At 36.0% G+C, this 24746-nt stretch carries 18 protein-coding genes, 2 tRNA genes and 3 rRNA genes; 11 read left to right on the forward strand and 12 right to left on the reverse strand.

The window, feature by feature from the left end; genetic code table 11:
• The first annotated feature begins 2 nt into the window (after nucleotides 1-2).
• Nucleotides 3-1271, forward strand: a complete 1269-nt coding sequence (locus RF683_RS03525; RefSeq protein ID WP_309532832.1) for an asparagine synthetase B — start codon at nucleotides 3-5, stop codon at nucleotides 1269-1271.
• Here the strand turns inward: RF683_RS03525 and RF683_RS03530 are convergent.
• From RF683_RS03530 to thrS, 5 genes are all read right to left on the reverse strand, one after another.
• Nucleotides 1268-1729: a DUF1569 domain-containing protein gene (locus RF683_RS03530; protein WP_309532833.1), complete on the reverse strand. Its 462-nt coding sequence runs from the start codon at nucleotides 1727-1729 to the stop codon at nucleotides 1268-1270. The two genes, RF683_RS03525 and RF683_RS03530, sit on opposite strands and share 4 nt — an antisense overlap.
• 79 nt (nucleotides 1730-1808) lie before the next feature.
• Nucleotides 1809-2153 (reverse strand): 50S ribosomal protein L20, encoded by a 345-nt coding sequence (gene rplT, locus RF683_RS03535; RefSeq protein WP_298657816.1) that lies wholly within the window; start codon nucleotides 2151-2153, stop codon nucleotides 1809-1811.
• A 127-nt stretch (nucleotides 2154-2280) separates the two neighbouring features.
• Entirely contained in the window at nucleotides 2281-2478 is a 198-nt protein-coding gene (rpmI, locus tag RF683_RS03540; protein ID WP_298657813.1) for a 50S ribosomal protein L35, read from the reverse strand.
• Between the two features lie 75 nt (nucleotides 2479-2553).
• Nucleotides 2554-3057 (reverse strand): translation initiation factor IF-3, encoded by a 504-nt coding sequence (gene infC, locus RF683_RS03545; RefSeq protein ID WP_298657809.1) that lies wholly within the window; start codon nucleotides 3055-3057, stop codon nucleotides 2554-2556.
• 92 nt (nucleotides 3058-3149) lie between these two features.
• Nucleotides 3150-5090 (reverse strand): threonine--tRNA ligase, encoded by a 1941-nt coding sequence (thrS, locus tag RF683_RS03550; protein ID WP_309532834.1) that lies wholly within the window; start codon nucleotides 5088-5090, stop codon nucleotides 3150-3152.
• Nucleotides 5091-5911: 821 nt separating this feature from the next.
• Between thrS and RF683_RS03555 the strand changes: the two genes are divergently transcribed.
• From RF683_RS03555 to rrf, 5 genes are all read left to right on the forward strand, one after another.
• Nucleotides 5912-7427, forward strand: a 16S ribosomal RNA gene (locus tag RF683_RS03555).
• Nucleotides 7428-7521: 94 nt separating this feature from the next.
• A tRNA-Ile gene (locus RF683_RS03560) sits at nucleotides 7522-7595 on the forward strand.
• A gap of 129 nt (nucleotides 7596-7724) precedes the next feature.
• A tRNA-Ala gene (locus RF683_RS03565) sits at nucleotides 7725-7798 on the forward strand.
• A gap of 174 nt (nucleotides 7799-7972) precedes the next feature.
• Nucleotides 7973-10854: ribosomal RNA gene (locus tag RF683_RS03570) — 23S ribosomal RNA — on the forward strand.
• A gap of 169 nt (nucleotides 10855-11023) precedes the next feature.
• Nucleotides 11024-11133, forward strand: a 5S ribosomal RNA gene (gene rrf, locus RF683_RS03575).
• The 16S, 23S and 5S rRNA genes sit together here with 2 tRNA genes alongside, the layout of an rRNA operon.
• 221 nt (nucleotides 11134-11354) lie before the next feature.
• On the opposite strand, the gene RF683_RS03580 is transcribed toward rrf, so the two are convergent.
• From RF683_RS03580 to RF683_RS03590, 3 genes are all read right to left on the reverse strand, one after another.
• A complete protein-coding gene (locus tag RF683_RS03580) occupies nucleotides 11355-11717 on the reverse strand; it encodes a hypothetical protein (RefSeq protein ID WP_309532835.1) in 363 nt (120 codons plus the stop codon).
• A 181-nt stretch (nucleotides 11718-11898) separates the two neighbouring features.
• Nucleotides 11899-12486 carry a hypothetical protein gene (locus RF683_RS03585; protein ID WP_309532836.1) on the reverse strand — a complete coding sequence of 196 codons (588 nt, stop codon included), beginning with the start codon at nucleotides 12484-12486 and terminating at the stop codon, nucleotides 11899-11901.
• A 233-nt stretch (nucleotides 12487-12719) separates the two neighbouring features.
• Complete coding sequence (locus RF683_RS03590; RefSeq protein WP_309532837.1) at nucleotides 12720-13235, reverse strand: tetratricopeptide repeat protein; 516 nt, start codon at nucleotides 13233-13235, stop codon at nucleotides 12720-12722.
• A 153-nt stretch (nucleotides 13236-13388) separates the two neighbouring features.
• On the opposite strand from RF683_RS03590, the gene rpmH reads away from it, so the two are divergent.
• Nucleotides 13389-13550 carry a 50S ribosomal protein L34 gene (gene rpmH / locus RF683_RS03595; protein WP_007136275.1) on the forward strand — a complete coding sequence of 54 codons (162 nt, stop codon included), beginning with the start codon at nucleotides 13389-13391 and terminating at the stop codon, nucleotides 13548-13550.
• A gap of 167 nt (nucleotides 13551-13717) precedes the next feature.
• Nucleotides 13718-16573 (forward strand): carbamoyl-phosphate synthase large subunit, encoded by a 2856-nt coding sequence (gene carB / locus RF683_RS03600; protein ID WP_309532838.1) that lies wholly within the window; start codon nucleotides 13718-13720, stop codon nucleotides 16571-16573.
• 273 nt (nucleotides 16574-16846) lie between these two features.
• On the opposite strand, the gene RF683_RS03605 is transcribed toward carB, so the two are convergent.
• Both RF683_RS03605 and RF683_RS03615 read right to left on the reverse strand, forming a co-directional pair.
• Nucleotides 16847-17341 carry a hypothetical protein gene (locus RF683_RS03605; RefSeq protein ID WP_309532839.1) on the reverse strand — a complete coding sequence of 165 codons (495 nt, stop codon included), beginning with the start codon at nucleotides 17339-17341 and terminating at the stop codon, nucleotides 16847-16849.
• A 694-nt stretch (nucleotides 17342-18035) separates the two neighbouring features.
• On the reverse strand, nucleotides 18036-18737 hold the full coding sequence (locus RF683_RS03615; protein ID WP_309532840.1) for a hypothetical protein: 702 nt from the start codon (nucleotides 18735-18737) through the stop codon (nucleotides 18036-18038).
• A gap of 429 nt (nucleotides 18738-19166) precedes the next feature.
• On the opposite strand from RF683_RS03615, the gene RF683_RS03620 reads away from it, so the two are divergent.
• The 3 genes from RF683_RS03620 to RF683_RS03630 are packed head-to-tail and all read left to right on the forward strand — an operon-like array spanning nucleotide 19167 to nucleotide 21462.
• Nucleotides 19167-19676: an ankyrin repeat domain-containing protein gene (locus RF683_RS03620; RefSeq protein ID WP_309532841.1), complete on the forward strand. Its 510-nt coding sequence runs from the start codon at nucleotides 19167-19169 to the stop codon at nucleotides 19674-19676.
• 19 nt (nucleotides 19677-19695) lie between these two features.
• Complete coding sequence (locus tag RF683_RS03625; RefSeq protein WP_309532842.1) at nucleotides 19696-20451, forward strand: T9SS type A sorting domain-containing protein; 756 nt, start codon at nucleotides 19696-19698, stop codon at nucleotides 20449-20451.
• 54 nt (nucleotides 20452-20505) lie between these two features.
• The gene (locus RF683_RS03630) at nucleotides 20506-21462 is read left to right on the forward strand and encodes an ion channel (protein WP_309532843.1); all 957 of its coding nucleotides are present in this window, start codon (nucleotides 20506-20508) and stop codon (nucleotides 21460-21462) included.
• A gap of 40 nt (nucleotides 21463-21502) precedes the next feature.
• Here the strand turns inward: RF683_RS03630 and RF683_RS03635 are convergent, their stop codons facing one another.
• Both RF683_RS03635 and RF683_RS03640 read right to left on the reverse strand, forming a co-directional pair.
• Complete coding sequence (locus RF683_RS03635; RefSeq protein ID WP_309532844.1) at nucleotides 21503-23581, reverse strand: FG-GAP-like repeat-containing protein; 2079 nt, start codon at nucleotides 23579-23581, stop codon at nucleotides 21503-21505.
• A 9-nt stretch (nucleotides 23582-23590) separates the two neighbouring features.
• Nucleotides 23591-24712, reverse strand: coding sequence for a hypothetical protein (locus tag RF683_RS03640; protein WP_309532845.1), 1122 nt, complete (start codon nucleotides 24710-24712; stop codon nucleotides 23591-23593).
• Nucleotides 24713-24746: the final 34 nt, after the last annotated feature.

Raw genomic sequence — 24746 nt, forward strand, 5'->3', positions numbered from 1 at the left:
GTATGGTAAGAAAACTCATTTTCTTTTTAATCGTATTGTTTAGTGTCGTTGCTAAGCCTTCTTCCATTTTGCTTCCTATGGAGGCTGAAGGCCAGCAAAATCATTTAAAGGCTTATGGTATTACCTATTGGGCTTTGGCAAAATCGTATAAAGTAAATTGGCTGTTAAATTATAGAGGCGGTTCGTTTTTGCTCCCTGACTCAGATGAAATAAGAAAAGAATGCCAAATTAGAGGCGTTACTTTTGAAATTCTCTCAGATGCTAATGTGTCAAGTATATTAGAAGAAATAAATAGTCCTTCACAAAATATGGAGGCTGTTTTGTTAGAAAAAGCGCCAAAAATTGCAGTATATACGCCAAAAGGTAAACAACCCTGGGATGATGCTGTAACAATGGTGTTAACTTATGCAGAAATTCCGTACACGGAAATATATGATGAAGAAGTATTAAGTGATCAATTAGTTTTATATGAATGGTTGCATTTGCATCATGAAGATTTTACAGGTCAATATGGTAAATTTTTTGGTGCATATAGAAATGCTCCTTGGTATATAGAGCAAAAGAAGGAAGCCGAATTATTAGCTCAAAAATTGGGTTATGCTAAAGTTTCTGACGAAAAAAGAGCAGTTGCTTTAAAGATTAGAGATTATGTTATAGGAGGCGGGTTTATGTTTGCTATGTGTTCCGCCACAGATAGTTTTGACATTGCTTTGTCAGCAGAAGGAACTGATATATGTGAACCTATGTTTGATGGAGATGCGAGTGAGGCAAATTACCAGTTAAAAATTGATTATACAGCAACATTTGCCTTTAAAGACTATATCTTAGAGCGCAATCCAATGACTTATGAGTTTTCAGATATTGATACAACTTTAGAACACGGTAAGGGAGCTATGACAATGGAAAATGATTATTTTACTTTGATGGAATATTCTGCAAAATGGGACCCTATACCAACCATGTTATGTCAAAATCACACACAACTTGTAAAAGGTTTTATGGGACAAACTACCGCCTTTGATGCTCAAAAAATAAAATCAAATATATTAGTGATGGGTGAATGTAAGATTAATGGCGAAGCTCGTTATATTCACGGTACAAAAGGAAAGGGTATGTTTACCTATTATGGGGGGCATGACCCCGAAGATTACCAACATAGGGTAGGGGATGCACCCACAGTTTTAGATCTGCATCCAAATTCTCCTGGCTATCGATTAATATTAAACAATGTCTTATTCCCTGCAGCGAAGAAGAAGAAATTAAAAACTTAATCTCCACAAATATCTTGGATTATTTTTAAGTGGTGGTTGGTATGAATAAATAAAAAATCTTCTGTATTTTTTTTATTTAAATCTCCAAAATAAGGATGTGGAAAGTATGCTTGCTTCGGTAACTGTTCCCAATTTTTTAATAGGTTTTCTACATTTTCAAATGACGTTAATATGCTTTCCGATGAAATGAGCGCATCTGGCATAACATTTTTAGGGGCTTTTCCTTTTCCTCTAGGAATAGATTTAAAAATGCTTAAAATTAATATTCTATTAACGTTAAAAGTCCATTTATACTTTTTAGGTTCTGATTTAGTAATAGCTAAGACAATTTGTTCAATTGTTTTTAAACTATGTGCGATTTGCCAGCCTACAGTACTTTCAGAAACTAAATTGTTTCTTTTTTCGAGTACACCAGTATAATTTTTTAATTTGTCTAGTAAATAATTAAGTTTTTTCATGCCATAAATGTATAAAAAAAAATCCCGATAAAATCGGGATTAATATTTTGTAAGTAAGCTAAGTAAGGTTAAACGTTTATTACTTCACTTGATTAACGATAGCAGCGAATGCTTCTGGGTGGTTCATTGCTAAATCAGCTAAAACCTTACGGTTTAATTCGATATTATTAGCTTTTACTTTCCCCATAAATTGAGAATAACTCATTCCATGTAAACGAGCACCTGCGTTAATACGCATAATCCATAATGCACGGAAGTTTCTCTTTTTTTGCTTTCTATCACGGTAAGCATATTGCATTGCTTTTTCTACCGCGTTTTTAGCTACAGTCCAAACGTTTTTACGTCTTCCAAAGTATCCTTTGGCTAGCTTCAATACTTTTTTTCTTCTTGCTCTTGAAGCAACATGATTTACTGATCTTGGCATAATTTTAAATGTTTTTTGCAGTAAGGCGACTTTAGTAAGTACTTTCGACTTCTTTTGTCAGGCTCAGCCTAGCGAAGTCTGCCCACTCCAGGGTTATTAATTTGTTTTAACCAAAAAACAAAAGGTATTATTTAATACACAATTGTTCTTTAACGCTTCTCTCGTCTGTTTTATGAACTAAACCAGCATGAGTTAAAGCTAATTTACGCTTTTTAGATTTTTTTGTCAAAATATGACTCTTAAAAGCGTGCTTTCTTTTGATTTTTCCAGAGCCAGTCACTTTAAAGCGTTTCTTAGCACTAGATTTCGTTTTCATTTTAGGCATCTTTTCCTAGGTATTTATACTTAACTTACTTACTGTCTTTGTGAGCTTGCGATGCAATCTCATTATATTTTCCTCTTATTTTTTCTTTTTAGGAGCAATGTACATAATCATACGTTTTCCTTCAAGCACAGGCATGGCCTCAACTTTACCAAATTCCTCTAAATCTTGCGCTAAACGCAATAATAAAATCTGTCCTTGCTCTTTATAAATAATCGAACGCCCTTTAAAGAATACAAAAGCCTTTAATTTAGCTCCGTCTTGTAGAAATTTAACGGCATTTTTCTTTTTAAATTCATAATCATGCTCATCAGTTTGAGGACCAAAACGAATCTCTTTAACTGTAATTTGAGTTGATTTTGCTTTTAGTTCTTTGTCACGTCTCTTTTGTTCATAAAGAAACTTTCCGTAATCAATAATCTTACAAACTGGTGGTTCAGCGTTAGGAGAAATTTCTACTAAATCTAGTTCAAATTCATCAGCTAATTTCATAGCGTCTAAAATTTTGTAAATTCCTGGCTCTACGTTGTCACCAACTAGACGTACTTCTTGTACACGAATATTAGTATTTATTCTGTGCAAGTCTTTTTTCTCTACTCGAGGTTGATAACCTCTGTTGTTTCTTATTGCTATGGCTTTATAATTTTATACCTAAATGAATAGGCGGATTAAACTTAAAATTGTTTTAATGTTTTTTGTATTTCATCATTTACTAATGAAGCAAATTGCTCAATTGTCATTGTTTCATTAGATTTTCCAGCATCACCATGTCGTCTAACAGAAATTGTGCCATTTTTTTCTTCTTCTTCCCCTACAATCAACATAAATGGAAGTTTTTTAACTTCTGCTTCTCTAATTTTTTTACCGATTGTTTCGTTTCGGTTATCAATTAGGGCGCGAATTTCGTGATTTTCTAGCAAATCTAAAACTTTTTTTGCATAATTTTCATATTTCTCACTCAAAGATAATATAATTGCTTGTTCTGGCATTAACCAAATCGGGAAATTTCCACCTGTATGTTCTAATAAAATAGCGATAAAACGTTCCATTGATCCAAAAGGTGCTCTGTGAATCATTACAGGTCTGTGTAATTCGTTGTCACTACCTTTGTAATGAAGATCAAATCGTTCGGGTAAATTATAATCGACTTGAATTGTACCAAGTTGCCAACTTCTTCCTAAGGCATCTTTTACCATAAAATCAAGTTTCGGACCATAAAAAGCTGCCTCACCCGCTTCTATAACATAATTAAGGCCTTTGTCTCTTGCTGCACTGATAATCGCATTTTCTGCTTTTTCCCAGTTTTCAACACTACCTATATATTTATCTGGATTGTTTAGATCTCTTACAGAAACTTGTGCAGTAAAATTTTCAAAACCTAAAGATCCAAATACATATAATACTAAATCAATTACATTTTTAAATTCAGCGTCTAATTGATCAGGTGTACAAAAAATATGTGCATCATCTTGCGTAAAACCTCTTACTCGAGTAAGTCCGTGTAATTCACCAGATTGCTCATATCTATATACAGTTCCAAATTCAGCATAACGTTTTGGTAAATCTTTATAAGACCAAGGTTTGGCATTGTATATTTCACAGTGATGTGGACAATTCATTGGTTTTAATAAAAATTCTTCGCCTTCGGCTGGTGTGTGAATAGGTTGAAAACTATCAGCGCCATATTTTGCATAATGTCCAGAAGTAACATACAATTCTTTTTGACCAATATGTGGTGTTACAACTTGCTCGTAACCTGCTTTTTTCTGTGCTTTTTTCAAAAATTGTTCTAGTCTATCACGCAAAGCAGCTCCTTTTGGTAACCATAAAGGTAAACCTTGACCTACCCGTTGCGAAAAATGAAACAATTCTAATTCTTTACCTAATTTTCTATGGTCTCTTCTCTTTGCTTCTTCCAGTAATTCTAGGTAATCTGTTAAATCTTTTTGCTTTGGAAAAGAAATACCATATACACGAGTAAGTTGCTTGTTCTTTTCATCGCCTCTCCAATAGGCCCCTGCCACAGATAAAATTTTCATCGCTTTAATGATGCCTGTGTTTGGAATATGACCGCCACGACATAAATCAAAGAAGTTTGAATGATCACAAAATGTAATTGTTCCGTCTTCTAAGTTTGAAATCAATTCGGTTTTATACTCATTGTGTTTATAAATTTCTAACGCTTCGGCTTTTGAAACCGGACGCATTTTAAATTCATGTTTCTCTCTCGAAATTTCTAAAACGCGATCTTCAATTTTTTTAAAATCCGCATCTGTAATTCGTTGTTCGTCAAAATCAACATCATAGTAAAACCCATTATCAATAGCTGGTCCTAAGGTTAATTTTATACCAGGATAAAGTTCTTCTAAGGCTTGCGCCATTACGTGCGATGTAGAGTGCCAGAAAGCTTTTTTGCCTTCCGTATCATTCCAAGTATATAACACAAGATTACCATCTGTGGTTAATTCGGTCGTCGTTTCAATTGTTGTAGCATTGTATGATGCTGAAATTACATTTCTAGCTAATCCTTCGCTAATACTTTTAGCAACATCCATAGGAGTAACACCTTGTGCAAACTCCTTAACCGAACCATCGGGTAAAGTAACTTTAATCATTAGTATAAATTTTGAAGTGCAAATATAGAACAAACCAATATTTAATACAATATATATATAGGTATAAAATTTTCAACCAGCTATTCCCGTGTTTCACTGTAGTTGTCCTTTGTTAAAAAAAGTCACACTAGCTTTTGCAAGCGCTTCTTTGGTCGCGTTGCAAGCGCGGTGTTCCTATTTTTTTAACACATGCCAAGCTGCCGTTTCATCCGGGGCTATAGAAGGAGTTAGGAGTTTGGAGTTTGGAGTATGGAGTAAGTAGTCAAGTTCGGCTTCGTAATTCTTAATTAGCTACATGTATAGTACTTCATTTTCAAATTATCTTATTTTCAAATCTTCAAATTCGTAATTCGTAATTCATAATTCGTAATTCCCATCACCCATTACCTAACTCCCATTCCCCATCCCCTAGTATTTGTAACTCGTTGTAAGTTATTGATTTATAAAAAACATAAAAAAAAGATGTTTAGTAATTAGGAAAAGATGTTTAGTATTGTTTATCTTTGCCGTCCTTTAGAAACGGGATGGTTATAAAGTTTAGTTCTTATAATAAATTGATTAGAAACGAGTTGTAATTTTTTTCAAAAAAAAGCGCAAAAAGTTTTGGAGGTTATAAAATAAGTGCTACTTTTGCACCCGCTAACACAGAGAATGGTATTTGAAGTGTTAGATAAAAGAGAATAAAAAGTTCATAGACATATTGGATTGACAGCATACAAAAAGAGAGAGTAAGACTTTTTTGAGTATACGAATTAGACCTAGCAAAAAAAAGAGATATCGTCGATAATATTTAAATGGTTTTATATCATTTATAACAAACTACGATGAAGAGTTTGATCCTGGCTCAGGATGAACGCTAGCGGCAGGCCTAACACATGCAAGTCGAGGGGTAGAGTTAGCTTGCTAACTTAAGACCGGCGCACGGGTGCGTAACGCGTATGCAATCTACCTTGTACAGAGGGATAGCCCAGAGAAATTTGGATTAATACCTCATAGTATCTTCGAGAGGCATCTCTTGATTATTAAAGTTCCAACGGTACAAGATGAGCATGCGTCCCATTAGCTAGTTGGTATGGTAACGGCATACCAAGGCTATGATGGGTAGGGGTCCTGAGAGGGAGATCCCCCACACTGGTACTGAGACACGGACCAGACTCCTACGGGAGGCAGCAGTGAGGAATATTGGTCAATGGGCGAGAGCCTGAACCAGCCATGCCGCGTGCAGGAAGACGGTCCTATGGATTGTAAACTGCTTTTATACAGGAAGAAACCCTCCCACGTGTGGGAGCTTGACGGTACTGTATGAATAAGCATCGGCTAACTCCGTGCCAGCAGCCGCGGTAATACGGAGGATGCGAGCGTTATCCGGAATCATTGGGTTTAAAGGGTCCGTAGGCGGTTTAATAAGTCAGTGGTGAAATCTGGTCGCTCAACGATCAAACTGCCATTGATACTGTTAGACTTGAATAATTGTGAAGTAACTAGAATATGTAGTGTAGCGGTGAAATGCTTAGATATTACATGGAATACCAATTGCGAAGGCAGGTTACTAACAATTTATTGACGCTGATGGACGAAAGCGTGGGGAGCGAACAGGATTAGATACCCTGGTAGTCCACGCCGTAAACGATGGATACTAGCTGTTCGGAGTAATCTGAGTGGCTAAGCGAAAGTGATAAGTATCCCACCTGGGGAGTACGCACGCAAGTGTGAAACTCAAAGGAATTGACGGGGGCCCGCACAAGCGGTGGAGCATGTGGTTTAATTCGATGATACGCGAGGAACCTTACCAGGGCTTAAATGGGAGACGACAGTTTGGGAAACCAGATTTTCTTCGGACGTCTTTCAAGGTGCTGCATGGTTGTCGTCAGCTCGTGCCGTGAGGTGTCAGGTTAAGTCCTATAACGAGCGCAACCCCTGTCGTTAGTTGCCAGCGAGTCATGTCGGGAACTCTAACGAGACTGCCGGTGTAAACCGTGAGGAAGGTGGGGATGACGTCAAATCATCACGGCCCTTACGTCCTGGGCCACACACGTGCTACAATGGCCAGTACAGAGAGCAGCCACTTAGCGATAAGGAGCGAATCTTCAAAACTGGTCTCAGTTCGGATTGGAGTCTGCAACTCGACTCTATGAAGCTGGAATCGCTAGTAATCGGATATCAGCCATGATCCGGTGAATACGTTCCCGGGCCTTGTACACACCGCCCGTCAAGCCATGGAAGCTGGGGGTACCTGAAGTCGGTGACCGTAAGGAGCTGCCTAGGGTAAAACTAGTAACTGGGGCTAAGTCGTAACAAGGTAGCCGTACCGGAAGGTGCGGCTGGAACACCTCCTTTCTAGAGACATAAGATATCTTATGTTAGGTTAAAGTTGTAAAAAGAAGGGGTTTTACTCTTGCTGTTAATTCAAAGAAATAAGTTTAAGATACAGAGTCTCGTAGCTCAGCTGGTTAGAGTACTACACTGATAATGTAGGGGTCGGCAGTTCGAGTCTGCCCGGGACTACTTTTTTAATTGATAATTGGTAATTACAATTCACAATTAAAAAAAAGCTGTTATTCTTAAATAAAAGGAAATTCTGGAAGTTGGGATTCATAATTCGTAATTCTGAATTCATAATTCTGAATTCAAATTGGGGGATTAGCTCAGCTGGCTAGAGCGCCTGCCTTGCACGCAGGAGGTCATCGGTTCGACTCCGATATTCTCCACTATTCTGGTGAATAGTAAAGAGTAAATAGTAATTAGCCTTGTGCTAATCACTAATTACTAGTAACTAATTACTAAGAAAAAAGTTCATTGACATATTGAGATACAATACATTTAAAAAGTAGAAAGACACAGTATATTGTTTTTAGGACAGTATATACAAAATAAAAAGAAAGCAATAAGCAAAATAAGGGCGTATGGGGGATGCCTAGGCTCTCAGAGGCGAAGAAGGACGTGATAAGCTGCGATAAGTTACGGGGATTGGCACACACGAATTGATCCGTAAATTTCCGAATGGGGCAACCCACCATGTTGAAGACATGGTACTCCGATAGGAGGGTAAACCCGCTGAACTGAAACATCTAAGTAGGCGGAGGAGAAGAAAACAAAAGTGATTCCGTAAGTAGTGGCGAGCGAACGCGGAATAGCCCAAACCAGAGTTGTTACGGCAATTCTGGGGTTGTAGGACCACGTCATTTTATGCAAAGAGAATTAGAATAACCTGGAAAGGTTAACCATAGAGGGTGATAGTCCTGTATAAGTAATCGATGTAATAAATAGTGGTATCCTGAGTAGGGCGGGGCACGTGAAACCCTGTCTGAATCTGGCGGGACCATCCGCTAAGGCTAAATACTCCTGAGAGACCGATAGTGAACCAGTACCGTGAGGGAAAGGTGAAAAGAACCGTGAATAACGGAGTGAAATAGATCCTGAAACCATACGCCTACAAGCGGTCGGAGCCCTTTTGTGGGGTGACGGCGTGCCTTTTGCATAATGAGCCTACGAGTTACCGTTGCTGGCAAGGATAAGTGGTTAAGTCATGGATCCGTAGCGAAAGCGAGTCTGAATAGGGCGCTATAGTCAGTAATGGTAGACGCGAAACCGTGTGATCTACCCATGGGCAGGATGAAGCTGTGGTAACACATAGTGGAGGTCCGAACCGGTTGACGTTGAAAAGTCTTCGGATGACCTGTGGGTAGGGGTGAAAGGCCAATCAAACTCGGAAATAGCTCGTACTCCCCGAAATGCATTTAGGTGCAGCGCTGGCTTAAGTTATATAGAGGTAGAGCTACTGATTGGATGCGGGGGCTTCACCGCCTACCAATTCCTGACAAACTCCGAATGCTATATAATGTTTACCAGCAGTGAGGGCATGGGTGCTAAGGTCCATGTCCGAGAGGGAAAGAACCCAGACCATCAGCTAAGGTCCCCAAATGTATGCTAAGTTGAAAAAACGAGGTTTGTCTGCCCAGACAGCTAGGATGTTGGCTTGGAAGCAGCCATTCATTTAAAGAGTGCGTAACAGCTCACTAGTCGAGCGGACGAGCATGGATAATAATCGGGCATAAGCATACTACCGAAGCTATGGATTTTGTAGCAATACAAAGTGGTAGGGGAGCATTCTAAACTGGGTTGAAGGTGATCTGTGAGGGTTGCTGGACTGTTTAGAAAAGCAAATGTAGGCATAAGTAACGATAATGCGGGCGAGAAACCCGCACACCGAAAAACTAAGGTTTCCGCAGCTATGCTAATCAGCTGCGGGTTAGTCGGGTCCTAAGGCGAACCCGAAAGGGACAGTCGATGGCCAACGGGTTAATATTCCCGTACTACTGTTAATTGTGATGGGGTGACGGAGTGATGAAAGTACCGCGAACTGACGGAATAGTTCGTTGAAGCACCTAGCTATAGGCTCTATAGGCAAATCCGTAGAGTTTGGTGAAATGCGATAGTACACGGAGGCTTCGGCCAAAGTGATAGTGTACCTAAGGGCTTCCAAGAAAAACCTCTAAACTTAGATTAACAGTACCCGTACCGTAAACCGACACAGGTAGTTGAGGAGAGAATCCTAAGGTGCTCGAGAGATTCATGGCTAAGGAATTAGGCAAAATAGACCCGTAACTTCGGGAGAAGGGTCGCCCCGAGCAATCGGGGCCGCAGTGAAGAGGTCCAGGCGACTGTTTATCAAAAACACAGGGCTCTGCAAAATCGTAAGATGAAGTATAGGGCCTGACACCTGCCCGGTGCTGGAAGGTTAAGAGGAGATGTTATCTTCGGAGAAGCATTGAATTGAAGCCCCAGTAAACGGCGGCCGTAACTATAACGGTCCTAAGGTAGCGAAATTCCTTGTCGGGTAAGTTCCGACCTGCACGAATGGTGTAACGATCTGGACACTGTCTCAGCCATGAGCTCGGTGAAATTGTAGTATCGGTGAAGATGCCGATTACCCGCAGTGGGACGAAAAGACCCTGTGCACCTTTACTATAGCTTAGTATTGACCTTGGACACGTGATGTGTAGGATAGGTGGGAGACTATGAAGCGGCTTCGCTAGGAGTTGTGGAGTCATTGTTGAAATACCACCCTTTGCTTGTCTGAGGCCTAACCCCGCGTTGTGGGGGACATTGCTTGGTGGGTAGTTTGACTGGGGTGGTCGCCTCCAAAAGAGTAACGGAGGCTTCTAAAGGTTCCCTCAGCACGCTTGGTAACCGTGCGTAGAGTGCAATGGCATAAGGGAGCTTGACTGAGAGACATACAGGTCGATCAGGTACGAAAGTAGAGCATAGTGATCCGGTGGTTCCGCATGGAAGGGCCATCGCTCAAAGGATAAAAGGTACGCCGGGGATAACAGGCTGATCTCCCCCAAGAGCTCATATCGACGGGGGGGTTTGGCACCTCGATGTCGGCTCGTCACATCCTGGGGCTGGAGAAGGTCCCAAGGGTTGGGCTGTTCGCCCATTAAAGTGGCACGCGAGCTGGGTTCAGAACGTCGTGAGACAGTTCGGTCTCTATCTACTGTGGGCGTTAGAAATTTGAGTGGATCTGACTCTAGTACGAGAGGACCGAGTTGGACGAACCTCTAGTGTATCAGTTGTCCCGCCAGGGGCACCGCTGAGTAGCTACGTTCGGAAGGGATAAGCGCTGAAAGCATATAAGCGCGAAACCCACCACAAGATGAGATTTCTTTTAAGGGTCGTGGAAGATGACCACGTTGATAGGCTATAGATGTAAAGGCAGTAATGTCATAGTCGAGTAGTACTAATAACCCGTTAGCTTATTGTACAAGTCTCCCGATAGCAATATCGGGAGCGAATTCTTTTTTTAAATGTTTTTATCTCAGTATGTTACGATATTAGTCTCGTTACAAACGAGACAGTGAAAAGTAACTAGTAACAAGTAGTGATTAGCCAAAAGCTAATTACGAATCACTAAGTGCTTATCACTTAAAATTTAAGGTGGTTATTGCGTCGGGGCTCACCTCTTCCCATTCCGAACAGAGAAGTTAAGCCCGATTGCGCCAATGGTACTGCATCACTGTGGGAGAGTAGGTCGCCGCCTTTTTTTAGAAAGCCTGTCTATAAACTAGACAGGCTTTTTTGTTTTGTAGAAGCAACAAAAAAGTGGTATTTAAATTTTTATATATTTTGAACGACAACTAAAAAATAAACCTCTTTAGGTCTCTGAGTTTATCAAAGAGAAAAGAGATTGAGTTTTATGTTTTTTGGAATTTAATTTAAAAAAATGGTAGTTCTGCAACAGTTACCGATAACAACGGTAGGTCTTTATAAATTTAATATCTCGTTTAAACGATTAAACTTAGCATTTAAAATTTCCACTTTCCAATTTCCATCAACACATTTCAAATTAAAGTTTTCTTTGTCAGTTAACGTCAACCAATTTATATTTAGATTTTCTTCTTTATATAAATTTACAAAGCCATCTTCTGTTGCATCGAATTCCACTTCTCCATCTTGTAGTAAATGATATTTTAAATACCAATACTCGGCAGAAAATTCTGTTGACCATTCTGTAAATGGATCAATATCGAAATCTTCAACGATATATAAATTACAAAATTTCTCATTCAAAGTTTTGATGAAATTCAGTGAAGTAAATTCTTTTTGGATCGTATGTTTTGTTGTCATTTATTTTTTTGGTGTAGTTCTGAAAGGTTTACCGTTAACGTTTCGCGGCTTCAAGAAGTGGCGATGAACCAAGACCAAGCCTTTACAAATATAACCAAAACTTTTAATTAAAAACCTTTCCAATTTCTAATAAATCCCGTGCCTCGCCATTTCTTGAAACCGCTGTTATAAGCCGTTTTTATTATGAAGACCAGTCTGAGATTTTATAATGAATCCATTTATTTTTTTTCCATTTATAAATGTAAGATCCACCGCCATTAAGGTAATTTATATCTACTAAAAACATTTTTTTGTCTCTTGAAAAGATTGGAACACTTATTCTATAGAAATATTTTTCCCCAAATTTCTTTTGGTAATTAATTATAAAACTTGATTTGATATCTTTTGCATTTTGATCAATCATATTTTTTAGCAAGTCTGAAGATATTAATTTTTTAAACTTAATGGAATCTTGAAGTAGCTTAAAATTTTTCCACTGGTTCACTTGAGTATTGATAAAAGAAAAATCTCCAAAATAGATTGAATCGATTCTTTTTTTTATACTTGGATTTTCATTAATACAAGACGGCTCTAATAATTTATCAGCTAAGTATGGATATTGGTTTCCTTCCATGACTTCAGTTCTCATCATGTTTTCAAAAACCATATTAATAGCAAAATATAAATCTTTCTCAGCAACTTTGTGAGATGATTCTTTTTTTGAATCACTTTTTTTATTTGAGCAAGAAATTACTAGAAATATAAAAATAAATTGAGCGATTTTCTTCATACGATTGTTGTTTCAAAATGGCTTATAACTTGTATATATACGCATGTTTCATGTAGAAACGATTATAACCATTTGTAAATATATAAAAAATATGAATTGAATTGCAAAATTTCTATCATAGCCCCGATGGAAGCAAACTACCGTGTAGTGCGAACAGCGGGAGAATATTTGTATAAAAATATAAATGCCTGCTCCATAAATTGAAACAGGCATTTATATGTAAAATAGGGTAATTAAATTCTTTTTAATTGTTGTTTTAGCATTACAATTTGGTCTTTTAACATGTTGTGTTTGTCCAATTTAGTGGCTTCTTTCAATAGTTTTTCAGCTTCTATTTTCTTTCTTCTTGAAGCGGCAATCCCTGCCAATTGTAGTTTTGCTAAGGCTAAATCTTGATCCATGCTTAAGCCTAATTCTACCGCTTTTTTAAAGTATTTTTCTGCAGCGTTTAAATTGGTTTGTGATACCATTAATCCGTTTAGGTAGTTGTAATACCCTTGTTGTTTTCTAACTAAAGCTCCTTCAGGATTTTTAATTTTGTCAAGGTACTTCTTAGCTCCTTCAAAATTTTGTTTTCTTAATTGCAAAAATGCTAAGATAATTAGTTCGTTTTTAAAGTAGAATAATATGAAAATACTACTCAATAAAAGCAAAAAAATACCATTACCTATTTCGTTATCTACAAATTGATAAATAGCATATGCTATAATGGCAATTGCCACGAATAATTTTATATTTTTATTAAACATAATAAATAAATTAGTCTTGCAAAGGTAATAAAATCTATTAAAAATATTTTTAAAAAAGTTCTTGTAAATGAAAAAAGTCTTTGTATATTTGCACTCGGTTTTCAGGATATGAATTCCTTTATGTTTTATTATAGATTTTAAAAAATACTAGCAATGAGTAAAAGAACGTTTCAACCATCAAAAAGAAAAAGAAGAAATAAGCACGGTTTCATGGATAGAATGGCTTCTGCTAATGGAAGAAAAGTGCTTGCTCGTAGAAGAGCTAAAGGAAGACATAAATTAACTGTTTCTTGTGAACCAAGACACAAAAAATAATGTTTAGCTTAAACAATATATCAGCCGTTACTTTTATTAGTAACGGCTTTTTTTTAAACTGTTTATAAAATTTGATAAGTTTTAAAGTTCGTTTTAATGCAAACTTTTGAAAATTAGTAATTTTATATTCACAATAGAACTACAACCCACAACAAAACAACAATACAATGCCAAAAGACACTTCTATCAAATCGGTTTTAATTATTGGTTCAGGGCCTATCGTTATTGGACAGGCGTGTGAATTTGACTATGCGGGTTCGCAATCGGCTCGTTCATTAAGAGAGGAAGGAATTGAAGTAATCTTAATCAATTCAAATCCAGCAACTATCATGACCGACCCTTCTATGGCCGATCATGTTTACTTGAAGCCATTGACTACAAAATCAATCATTGAAATTCTAAAAGCACATCCACAGATTGATGCCGTTTTGCCTACAATGGGCGGACAAACCGCACTTAATTTAGCCATTGAAGCCGAAGAAAAAGGGATTTGGAAAGACTTTGGTGTTCGTTTAATAGGTGTAGATATCAACGCTATTAATATTACTGAAGACCGAGAAAAATTTAAAGTATTATTAAATAAAATTGGTATTCCTCAAGCGCCTGCAAAAACGGCCAATTCATTCCTGCAAGGTAAAGAAATTGAACAAGAATTTGGTTTTCCATTAGTTATTCGTCCTTCCTTTACATTGGGAGGAACAGGTGCTGCAATCGTGTATAAAAAAGAAGATTTTGATGGTGCATTAACTTATGGATTAGAAGCTTCTCCTATACATGAAGTCTTGATTGACAAGGCATTAATGGGTTGGAAAGAATATGAGTTAGAATTGTTACGCGATAAAAACGATAATGTAGTTATTATTTGTACCATTGAAAATATGGATCCAATGGGAATCCATACAGGTGATTCTATTACGGTGGCGCCAGCTATGACTTTATCCGATACGACGTTCCAAAAAATGCGTGATATGGCCATTTTAATGATGCGCTCTATCGGAAATTTTGCTGGGGGTTGTAATGTGCAGTTTGCGGTTTCACCAGATGATAAAGAAGACATTGTAGCCATCGAAATCAATCCTCGTGTGTCGCGTTCTTCGGCTTTAGCTTCAAAAGCAACGGGTTACCCAATTGCTAAGATTGCTACGAAATTAGCGCTAGGATACAACTTAGATGAATTACAAAATCAAATTACAAAATCGACTTCAGCATTGTTTGAACCCACATTGGATTATGTAATTGTAAAAATACCTCGTTGGAATTTTGATAAATTTGAGGGTTCAGACCGTACGTTAGGGCTTCAAATGAAATCGGTAGGGGAAGTAATGGGGATTGGTCGTTCGTTCCAAGAAGCGCTTCATAAAGCCACACAATCGTTAGAAATTAAACGCAATGGGTTAGGAGCCGATGGTAAAGGCTATAAAAACTACGAACAAATTATCGATAAATTAACTTTTGCGAGTTGGGATAGAGTATTTGTCATTTACGATGCCATTGCTATGGGAATTCCATTGAGTCGCATTCATGAGATTACTAAAATTGACATGTGGTTCTTGAAACAATATGAAGAGTTGTTTCATTTAGAGCGCGAAATTTCAAATTATAAAGTAGATACACTTCCAAGGGAATTGCTTTTAGAAGCGAAACAAAAAGGATACGGTGACCGACAAATTGCACACATGATGGGGTGTTTAGAAAGTCAGGTATATAAATTACGTGAAGAGCAAAACATTAAGCGTGTCTATAAATTAGTGGATACGTGTGCGGCTGAGTTTAAAGCGGTAACGCCTTATTTTTATTCCACGTTTGAAGCCGAAATCGAAAAAGCAGACGGAACCAAATACGTGCACAATGAAAGTATTGTTACCGATAAGAAAAAAGTAGTCGTTTTAGGTTCTGGACCAAATAGAATTGGACAAGGAATTGAGTTTGACTATTCGTGTGTGCATGGGGTTTTAGCCGCAAAAGAATGTGGCTATGAAACCATCATGATTAACTGTAATCCAGAAACGGTTTCTACCGATTTTGATACGGCAGATAAATTGTATTTTGAACCTGTTTTTTGGGAACATATTTACGACATTATTCAACACGAGAAACCAGAAGGCGTTATTGTACAGTTAGGTGGTCAAACTGCGTTAAAACTAGCCGAGAAATTAGCTAAATATGGCATTAAAATACTAGGAACTTCGTTTGATGCGTTGGATTTAGCCGAAGATAGAGGCCGTTTTTCAGATTTGTTAACGCAATTAAACATTCCGTTTCCTAAGTTTGGAATTGCTGAAAGCGCAGAAGAGGCGAGTACCTTAGCGGATAGTTTAGACTTCCCATTGTTAGTGCGTCCTTCGTATGTGTTGGGCGGACAAGGCATGAAGATTGTCATTAACAAACAAGAATTAGAAGAACACGTTATTGACTTGTTAAAATCAATTCCTGGAAATAAATTGTTGCTAGACCATTATTTAGATGGTGCTATTGAAGCTGAAGCTGATGCCATTTGCGATGCCGATGGCAATGTTTACATTATAGGAATCATGGAGCATATTGAGCCTTGTGGGGTGCATTCTGGAGATAGTAATGCAACATTGCCGCCGTTTAACTTGGGCGAATTTGTGATGCAACAAATTAAAGACCATACGGAAAAAATTGCGAGAGCTTTGCAAACCGTAGGCTTAATCAATATTCAATTTGCGATAAAAGATGATGTTGTGTACATCATTGAGGCCAACCCAAGAGCCTCGCGTACCGTGCCGTTTATAGCTAAAGCCTATGGCGAACCGTATGTAAATTATGCTACTAAAGTAATGCTAGGACACAATAAAGTAACTGATTTTGTGTATAACCCGCAGTTAAAAGGCTATGCCATTAAGCAACCGGTGTTCTCCTTTAGTAAGTTTCCTAATGTAAACAAAGCCTTAGGCCCAGAAATGAAATCTACAGGAGAAAGCATCTTGTTTATAGATGATTTAAAAGACGATCAATTCTATGACTTGTACTCACGACGAAAAATGTACTTAACGAAGTAATACTAAAAATCCCAATCATTTGATTGGGATTTTGTTTATACTTTAAAAATGGCGAGTAGCCATAAATAGCTTTTTTTGTTTAACGTTCAGGCGCTTGGCGAGGTTGCGAACTTCGGAACCGATTATTTTATTTTATCCGTTCGGCGTAAAGCCTCGGGTCTATCAAAGATAAAATTTCTTGCGAGAAATAAACGTGTATTTAATACAAAATTCGCACACGAGCGAAGCGACTGCCGAAGGAATCTTGCCAAACGCCTGTTGTATGCAGGTTTTTTATTCATCTTGCTTAATATACCATGTTTTAGCTTTTTTTCTAGTATCCCAAAAACAAGTTATTTTTTCAGTTTCTAGCTTTCCATTTTCTTTAATAATTATCAGTTTATTATTTTTAATTAGAAAGAGAAGATTAGGTAAACTTCTATTTTGTCCACCAGATAAAAGTGACTTTATCGCATTTTGGGTTTCAGTAATTCTTTTAGGATTTTCATCACTTGCTAATACCAAACTATCTTTTATGAAATTAGTTTTCTTATCTATAACAGTTAATGTATCAAAAACTTTTACAATTTCTAGTTTTAAAGTGTCATTTGATATTTTCCACTTTCCAATTGTCCAACTTGCAGCTAAGTCAAATCGCCAAGTGTGTTTAAAATTATTATTCTCAAGAAGTTCTAATTTATTTCCAAAAGCATCTTTGTAAATTCCAATTGATTTATTTTGAGAAAAACAAATAGAGGAGAAAAGTAAGATTAAATATTTTAGTTTCATTTTAAGTTCAGTTTTTTAAACTTGCATACAACTTGTATATATGCGCTACTTTGTAGCGTATATTCAAATATACTATTTTTTATTCCTACAATTCATCAAATGGACTTTTATTTGTTGAATACTTTTTGTGCTTACATGAGTATAAATTTCAGTAGTTTTACTGCTATTATGCCCTAATAATTCTTGAATATACTCCTCGCTCCCGCGCGAATCCTTTACATTATTTGGAAAATTTAACTGCTCTGTCTTTAATTTCGTTCCGGCTTAGTGCCATAGGGATTAATTTTGTTCTATGCTCAAACCTAAAAAAAAATAGCGAGCCTTACAATATGGTCTTTTGAAATGTAAAAAATTATTTTAATACAAGGTGTCTTTACCTTACACTTAGGTACGATTTGCGCCAATTATTTAAGGCTTTCAAAGAATTTTTAGCTCAAAAACGGGTATCTAACACTATTTTTTATGCTTTTTCGTCAAAAATTAGTCGTTTTTTTGAGTGTTCTTAGTTTGAATTTCAGATTAATTTCGTTGTTTTTCCTTTTTAAATTTTGTTGGTGCTTTTTTTCAGTTTGTCAGGTCGAGTTTTTCAACTCAACAGGTTGAGTTTTTCAGTTCGACAGGTCGGATTTTTTCAAAAAAAGTGCAAAAAAAAGCACCGAGAAATCGGTGCTTTAGTATTTTTAAGAAAGTGGTATTACATACCGCCCATTTCTTCTTGTAGTTGTTCTTGTGTAACTTTTTTATAGTCATTTGGCACTTGGAAAGCATCAGTAGCCACTTCTGTTTTAAATTCTGTTGCTTTAACAATGGTTTTGCCTTGTGGTGTTGTTATTGTCATCTCCATTGGAAAACCTTCTAATTTTACTTTTGAGTTAGGCGAAGCGTTTTGAGCTTGAGCAATTAATTCTGTTACATAGAAAACGTTAGTACTTCCATCTTCCATTTTAATTTCGGCTTTATGACATTTGTAACCCGCTATTTCTTTCACATCTTTTTTATCATAAGTAATAGAAATGGCATTTTCTAAATTGCTTAAATTAGCCCCGGGTGTATTTGTTAATTGTTCTTCTGGTAAATTTATTAGTTCAAATTTTTTCCCCATCATATTCATTAGCATTCTTGTGTCTTTTGGACTGTTAACAGGTGCAATTGTTTTTATATTCATCATTCCACCCATCATAACAATTTCTGTAGCTTGATTGGTTCCATCAAAACAAACTTTTATAATGCTGTTTCCCATTGCGGCAGCTTCTTCGTTGTCAGGCAACTCCATTTCATACGATACCGTTCCTTTTGTTATTGCTTTTGCTTCAGCAGTTTTTTTAGTTTTTTGCGCAAACGATCCTAGTGAGGCAAAAAGAGTAATAGCTAGAGCTATTGTTTTTAAGTTTTTCATATGTTTAAAATTTATTTTTTAAAAATATAAAATTTTTCTTAAATCCAATCTGTTTTTAATTATATAATTCACATAATTGTTTTATTTACTTTAAGTGCGCCTTGTTTCTTATCTAAAAATGTATATTTGTCATAGATGTTTTTTCTTAAGTATTTAGTATGTAAAAAGTTATAAATTGTTTCTAAAGGGTTTATTTTATAACTAATACTTGTAAAATTCTAAAATTAGAATTAATTTTGTACGAAATGATTTAAAAAAAACGTTCTATTTTTAGTTTTTTTGGTAGTGTTAAGCTATATAAGCGACTAAAAAGATGTAGTTTTAATACGTATTCTTATTATTTGAATAGAAGCAAATAAACTTTTTTTCTAATAAAAAGGTAAAAAAAGTAAATCATATTATTTTTACAATATAATTTAAGGAGCAACTATGAAAGCAATTGTTTTACTACTAATAGTTACTTTTTTTCAGTCTTCTGCACAAAACCGAATTTTTGAGATAGCTCGAACGGGTTCTGTGGAAGAGTTGCTAATAGAAGTTAAGAAAGACAGTTTTTGTGTTCAATTAGTGAATGAAAAAGGTTATACGCCATTATTACTTGCAGTGTATAGAGGGAATTATAAAGTAGCAGAAAAACTAATTGAATTAGGTGCTGATGTAAATTTTGTTTCTGAAAGTGGTACTATATTGATGGCTGCTATATTTAAAGTAGATGAGGAAATGTTTAGGTTAATTCTCCATTCAAATGCTGATATAAATTTGCAAGATAAACAAGGAAATACGCCATTAATGTTTGCGGTTACTGTTGGAAATGAAGATTTTGTGAATGAGTTGCTTAAACGCAATGCAAACAAAAATATACAAAACAAAGAAGGGCAAACAGCTTTTATGTTAGCAGTTCAAACATCAAATGAGAAAATTATTAATCTACTTAAATAATCAAATACTTACACAAATTATGAAAAGAAAATTACTTATTTTATTAGGGGCATTTTTTATGTTTAATGCAAATGCCCAAACTACTTCTACAGGAGTAACTACTTTAGGAAGTACAGGAATGACGCTTAAAATTGATACGGATGCAACGAATGTAACGTTGACATTAACAGGGTCGAGTACTTCCTTTTTAGCCGTAGGTTTTGGTGGTACATCAATGTCTGCCGTTACCGATATGTTTATTTGGAACTCTACCAGCAACAGAGATTATACGCCTTCTGGTGGTCAATCAGCGCCTTCTGCAGATGCAAGTCAAAGTTGGACCGTTTCTTCAGATGTAGTTTCTGGTTCAACAAGAACAGTTGTTGCTACACGACCATTAGCTTCTATAGGAGATTACACATTTACGAATACAGCAGTAAGTATTCCTATTATTTTTGCAAAAGGTACTTCAACTAGTATAGCTCAACATGCAGGTAATACATCGGCTAGAGGTTCTTTAACGTTAAATTCTGTGTTGTCAAATGATGGTTTTGTTTTAGAGCGTACTACTTCAGTATATCCTAATCCATCAAATGGTAATTTTAAAATAACATCTAGTCAAGTTATTGATGAAGTTGCGGTATATTCCATCACAGGAAAATTAGTTAGAGTTCTTAAATCAACTACGAATGAATCAGAGTTTCAACTAAATTTGTCAGATATGGAAAAAGGGGTTTATTTAGTAGAAATAACTTCTCAGTCACAAAAAATTTGGAGAAAAATTGCTATTGAATAATTTTAATAGGAATAAATAGTAAATTTGTAAAGTCTCATTAATGAGACTTTTTTTATGGCACTATTTAAAAGAATAAATAAGAAAGCGAAAGCGGAAGATAATACAGGTTTTGGTAGTAATGCTAATAACTATGGTGGTCGTTTTTTGAATAAAAATGGTAACCCTAATGTCCAAAAAATAGGAATTGGTTTTTTTGACAGTATCAGTTGGTACCACACGATGTTGAAAATTCCAAGATGGAAATTCTTTTTTATCATTTTGTTGTTTTATTTTATTGTAAATTTATTTTTCGCAACCATATATTCTCTTATTGGTGTAGAACATTTGATAGGTATTACATCAACCACACGTATAGAAAAATTTGGACAAGCATTTTTTTTTAGTATTCAAACATTTACTACTGTAGGATATGGACACATTAGTCCGTCTGGTTTTGCTACTAGCTTTGTAGCATCCGTAGAAGCGTTGTTAGGATTGCTAAGTTTTGCCATAGCAACAGGATTGTTTTATGGTCGTTTTAGTAAGCCTAAAGCGTTTTTGTTGTTTTCTACTCATGCTATTATTGCACCTTACAAAGAAGGCAGGGCATTTATGATTCGTATGGTGCCTCATAAAAATGCGAATTTAACAGATGCCGAAGCAAAGATTACACTAGGAATTAGTACAGAAGAAAATGGGGTGGTGGCTAATAAGTTTTACAATTTAAATTTAGAAATAGAAAAAATTAGTGCACTTACGTTGAGTTGGACTTTGGTGCATCCTATTACAGAGGACAGTCCGCTTTATGGCTTGCAACAAGAAGATTTTCAACAAGCGACAGGTGAATTTATTGTGTTTATTAAAGCATTTGATGATATGTTTAGTAGCACGGTAGTAAAACGGACTTCCTATACCTTTGATGAAGTGGTATATGGCGCTCAGTTTGTATCTATGTTTTATAAGAACGCTACCAATTCTAAGACAATCTTAGATATTTCAAGGCTTAATCTAACAGAAAAGGTTACTCTATAAAAAAAGAGCTTCATTATGAAGCTCTTTTTAGTTGTTTATATTAATTTTTCTTGATAAAGCGTTCGGTTAGTTTGGTACCTTCCCTTGTTTCTATCGTAAGCATATAGATGCCATCGCTTAGATCTTTTACATTTATTTCTGTTGCATTAGCAGCTATTGTTTTAACTAGAGTTCCGTTAACGGCATATATTTTTAATGAAGAAATTTCAATGTTTTCTTGATTATCAATATATAAAATGTCTGTCGCAGGGTTGGGATAAATTTTTATAGCTTGTGTGCTAAAATTTGGTGTGTGCAGTGCAAAACTACCTTCTACAACATTTAATGTTTGATTAATTGCTGGATTATTAATAATGTCAACTACTCCCGATGGCCATTTAATAATAACCTGACTGATTTGTGTTGCCGTTCCTATACCGAAGTGCGCATTTAATGAACTCATGTATTTAAATCCTTCACCACTTCTGATGTCTCTTATTTGTTTTCCCCATGTTCCAATGATTTCTACTCGTGCGCCAATTCCGTTTCGGTTACTTTGAATACCTTGTAGGGTTACTTTTATCCAATTGTTGCCATTTGGTACAGCAAGTTTTAATGTATTACCACTTTGAAAGTCTAAAAAACCATCATTGTTTAAGTCTCCTACTGCACACACAGTAAGTCCACTGAAGGGTACAGGTGCAAAAACATTGTTTCCTTGATTAAACATGATTTTATTACCTCCTCCAAGCACGTCAACTTTACCGTCATTGTCAAAATCATAAGCAATATTGTCAATGTTTGTAGCTGTATTTGTGTCCCAACCAGAGCCTGTGGTAATGTTTGTATAGGCTTCTTCAGAATTATTTGTAGTATCCAAATTGTTTTTGAAAAATTTATGCGTTCCTGCACTTGCTGTGATGATGATATCCATGTCAGCATCATTATCAAAATCTGCAATCGCAGAAGACCAAGTTTGAATAGGGGTAATGTTTATTCCTGCTATTGCCGAAATATTTGTATAGGTGCCATTGCCATCGTTTCGATATAGTTCGCAAGGTGGACCTGAACATTTTGAAACAAAAACATCAGGATCACCATCGTTATCAAAATCTGTAAATAAGGTAGCATAGTTACCAGTTGTTGTTGCTACACTCATTGAGCTTAGTGTAACGGTAGATTGATAAAAAGTTAACCCTCCTGATCCATTATTTAAATAATAACAACTTGGTGCAATATCATGACAAACAAAAATGTCTAAATTACCATCATTATTTAAATCTGTAAAATTAGTTCTTTGTGAGAAAATATATTGCCCAGGTACGCTAGCAGAATAGCTAGTTCCTGTATTATTAGAAGTAATAATTGAGGCACCACTTCCATTGCCTAAAACTAAATCATTAAATCCATCTTTATTGTAATCTCCTGCAGCCATACTCCAGTTAGGTAATAAAACTGCTGTTGTAGGTGCAGTAAATGTAAAAGGAAAGTCGGTATAGGTAAATGTACCAGGTGTATTCCCTTGAAAATGCACTCTCATGTTTGTTGCATTAACACCTACAATATCATCTTTGTTATCACCATTCATATCAACCACACATATATTATACGAACTATTAATTGTAGAAATAGTTTGAGTTGTATAGGTTATAGGTGTTGGAGGAATGATAATTGTACTTTCGGTTAATTCAAATGAGAAACCAGTGTTTGTAGTAGTTGATAACCATCGATTATCCCATGCAATGTAATAGGTTGTTCCGGCAGTTACACTAAATGTTGCTATAGAAGAATAATTGGCACCAGAATCATCATCCCCATTGTAACAAGTTAATGTGCTACATGTTCCTGTATAGACATGAAAACGAGTGTCTTTTCTAGGTGTATTAGCTGCAATATCTGATGATATTGTAACAGTATAATTTTGAGTGGGAGTATAACTATACCACTCTCCAGCTGGAATATTTGCAACTGGAATATCACCGTTTACAGCACAAACCGGAGTAGGTATTTGCGTACCGTTTATAACGCCAACCGCATATGTGCCAGCAGTTATGGGTAGTGCGGTTGAGCAAGTGTCTTGTGCTTGTGTTTTTGTAGAATAGATTATTCCAAGAAGAAATAAGAGTACTAATTTTTTCATAATATTTTTTTAGTTGCAAGGAGTTAAAGAATTGATCCATTGTTCTACAAGTTGTACACCTTCTGTATGAATTAAGGTTCTGCCATGTAAAGGCATTCTATATGCTTCATCGGTGGTGTTTAATCTATAATAAAGCATAGATCTATTGATGTTACCTGGAGTTACAAGTTTAGAAAGTGCAGGAGCAAAGTTTTGCATATCTTGTGTATCTACACAAACTCCCATATTTGTCAAGTTGTTGTTTGTTTCTGCAAAAGCTAAACGTAAAGGTCTATAATCACAGTGTCCGTGGTCTTTATGACAATGGGCACAATTAATATCAAAATAAGAACGCATTCTTTTAGATAGCGGTTTACTCGTATCAGTATAATTTACCGTAGTATTGTCTTCTGATGGTATCGAACAATTGTCTAATATGCCTAATTCCATCCATTTCGTTAATTGATTGGCTGTAACATTTCCATAATTCAATGGTTTGTTCAAGTTTTGTGGTTTGATGCCTATTGGTGTATTAACTTGCACATATACGCCATTTATATTGTTTTTTGTTTTATGGCAAACAATACATTGCGCTTCATTAGGAATTCTATAGTCAACATTTTTTAAATTATTGTTTTCATCACGCCATGAAATACTTTTTGTACTTCCGTTCAAATCTAAAAATGCTTCATTTTGTTCATCATTCCATACATAATCAGCAAAAATCCATCCCGTAGATTTTCTAATCATGAGTCTGGTTTCAATAATTCTTGTGGTATTTGCGGGTTGAACGTTGTCGTAATAAAAAGTTTTTATAATTGCAGAACCCACAGGAAGTTCTAAAATTTCGCCATCACTGCTATAAGTTGCTTTTGTACCTTTTGGCATCCAAACAAATCGTTTTTTATGTGCATAATCGGTAAATAATGTCGCAATAGGTTCATAAGGAATAACATCAAGCGAAGGGATTTGATTTTTCATTTCACCTTCAAAAAAATGGTAATCAGATAGTTTTTGATAGGGAACTGTCAATAGGTTAACGCTTACCGGTGATATTACTTCGTACTCGTCGTCTTGGTCTTTTGAACAAGATGCTATCTGTAGTAATAATGACGTTAAAATTAAAAAGGGGAAAAGTATTTTTTTAATCATATTATAATTTTTTATAATACGAATATACTAAAAA

Origin of the sequence: Flavobacterium sp. 20NA77.7 (genome assembly GCF_031326205.1) — a bacterium.
In the GTDB taxonomy this organism is placed as follows: domain Bacteria; phylum Bacteroidota; class Bacteroidia; order Flavobacteriales; family Flavobacteriaceae; genus Flavobacterium; species Flavobacterium nakdongensis.

Bases quoted from the DNA above. Each gene is read 5' to 3' on its own strand.
- carB (WP_309532838.1), top strand. From the start codon at position 13,718: ATGCCAAAAGACACTTCTATCAAATCGGTTTTAATTATTGGTTCAGGG.
- RF683_RS03580 (WP_309532835.1), bottom strand. From the start codon at position 11,717: ATGACAACAAAACATACGATCCAAAAAGAATTTACTTCACTGAATTTC.
- rplT (WP_298657816.1), bottom strand. From the start codon at position 2,153: ATGCCAAGATCAGTAAATCATGTTGCTTCAAGAGCAAGAAGAAAAAAA.
- RF683_RS03635 (WP_309532844.1), bottom strand. From the start codon at position 23,581: ATGAAAAAATTAGTACTCTTATTTCTTCTTGGAATAATCTATTCTACA.
- thrS (WP_309532834.1), bottom strand. From the start codon at position 5,090: ATGATTAAAGTTACTTTACCCGATGGTTCGGTTAAGGAGTTTGCACAA.
- RF683_RS03640 (WP_309532845.1), bottom strand. From the start codon at position 24,712: ATGATTAAAAAAATACTTTTCCCCTTTTTAATTTTAACGTCATTATTA.
- RF683_RS03585 (WP_309532836.1), bottom strand. From the start codon at position 12,486: ATGAAGAAAATCGCTCAATTTATTTTTATATTTCTAGTAATTTCTTGC.
- rpmI (WP_298657813.1), bottom strand. From the start codon at position 2,478: ATGCCTAAAATGAAAACGAAATCTAGTGCTAAGAAACGCTTTAAAGTG.
- RF683_RS03620 (WP_309532841.1), top strand. From the start codon at position 19,167: ATGAAAGCAATTGTTTTACTACTAATAGTTACTTTTTTTCAGTCTTCT.
- RF683_RS03615 (WP_309532840.1), bottom strand. From the start codon at position 18,737: ATGAAAAACTTAAAAACAATAGCTCTAGCTATTACTCTTTTTGCCTCA.
- RF683_RS03630 (WP_309532843.1), top strand. From the start codon at position 20,506: ATGGCACTATTTAAAAGAATAAATAAGAAAGCGAAAGCGGAAGATAAT.
- rpmH (WP_007136275.1), top strand. From the start codon at position 13,389: ATGAGTAAAAGAACGTTTCAACCATCAAAAAGAAAAAGAAGAAATAAG.
- RF683_RS03525 (WP_309532832.1), top strand. From the start codon at position 3: ATGGTAAGAAAACTCATTTTCTTTTTAATCGTATTGTTTAGTGTCGTT.
- RF683_RS03625 (WP_309532842.1), top strand. From the start codon at position 19,696: ATGAAAAGAAAATTACTTATTTTATTAGGGGCATTTTTTATGTTTAAT.
- RF683_RS03605 (WP_309532839.1), bottom strand. From the start codon at position 17,341: ATGAAACTAAAATATTTAATCTTACTTTTCTCCTCTATTTGTTTTTCT.
- RF683_RS03590 (WP_309532837.1), bottom strand. From the start codon at position 13,235: ATGTTTAATAAAAATATAAAATTATTCGTGGCAATTGCCATTATAGCA.
- RF683_RS03530 (WP_309532833.1), bottom strand. From the start codon at position 1,729: ATGAAAAAACTTAATTATTTACTAGACAAATTAAAAAATTATACTGGT.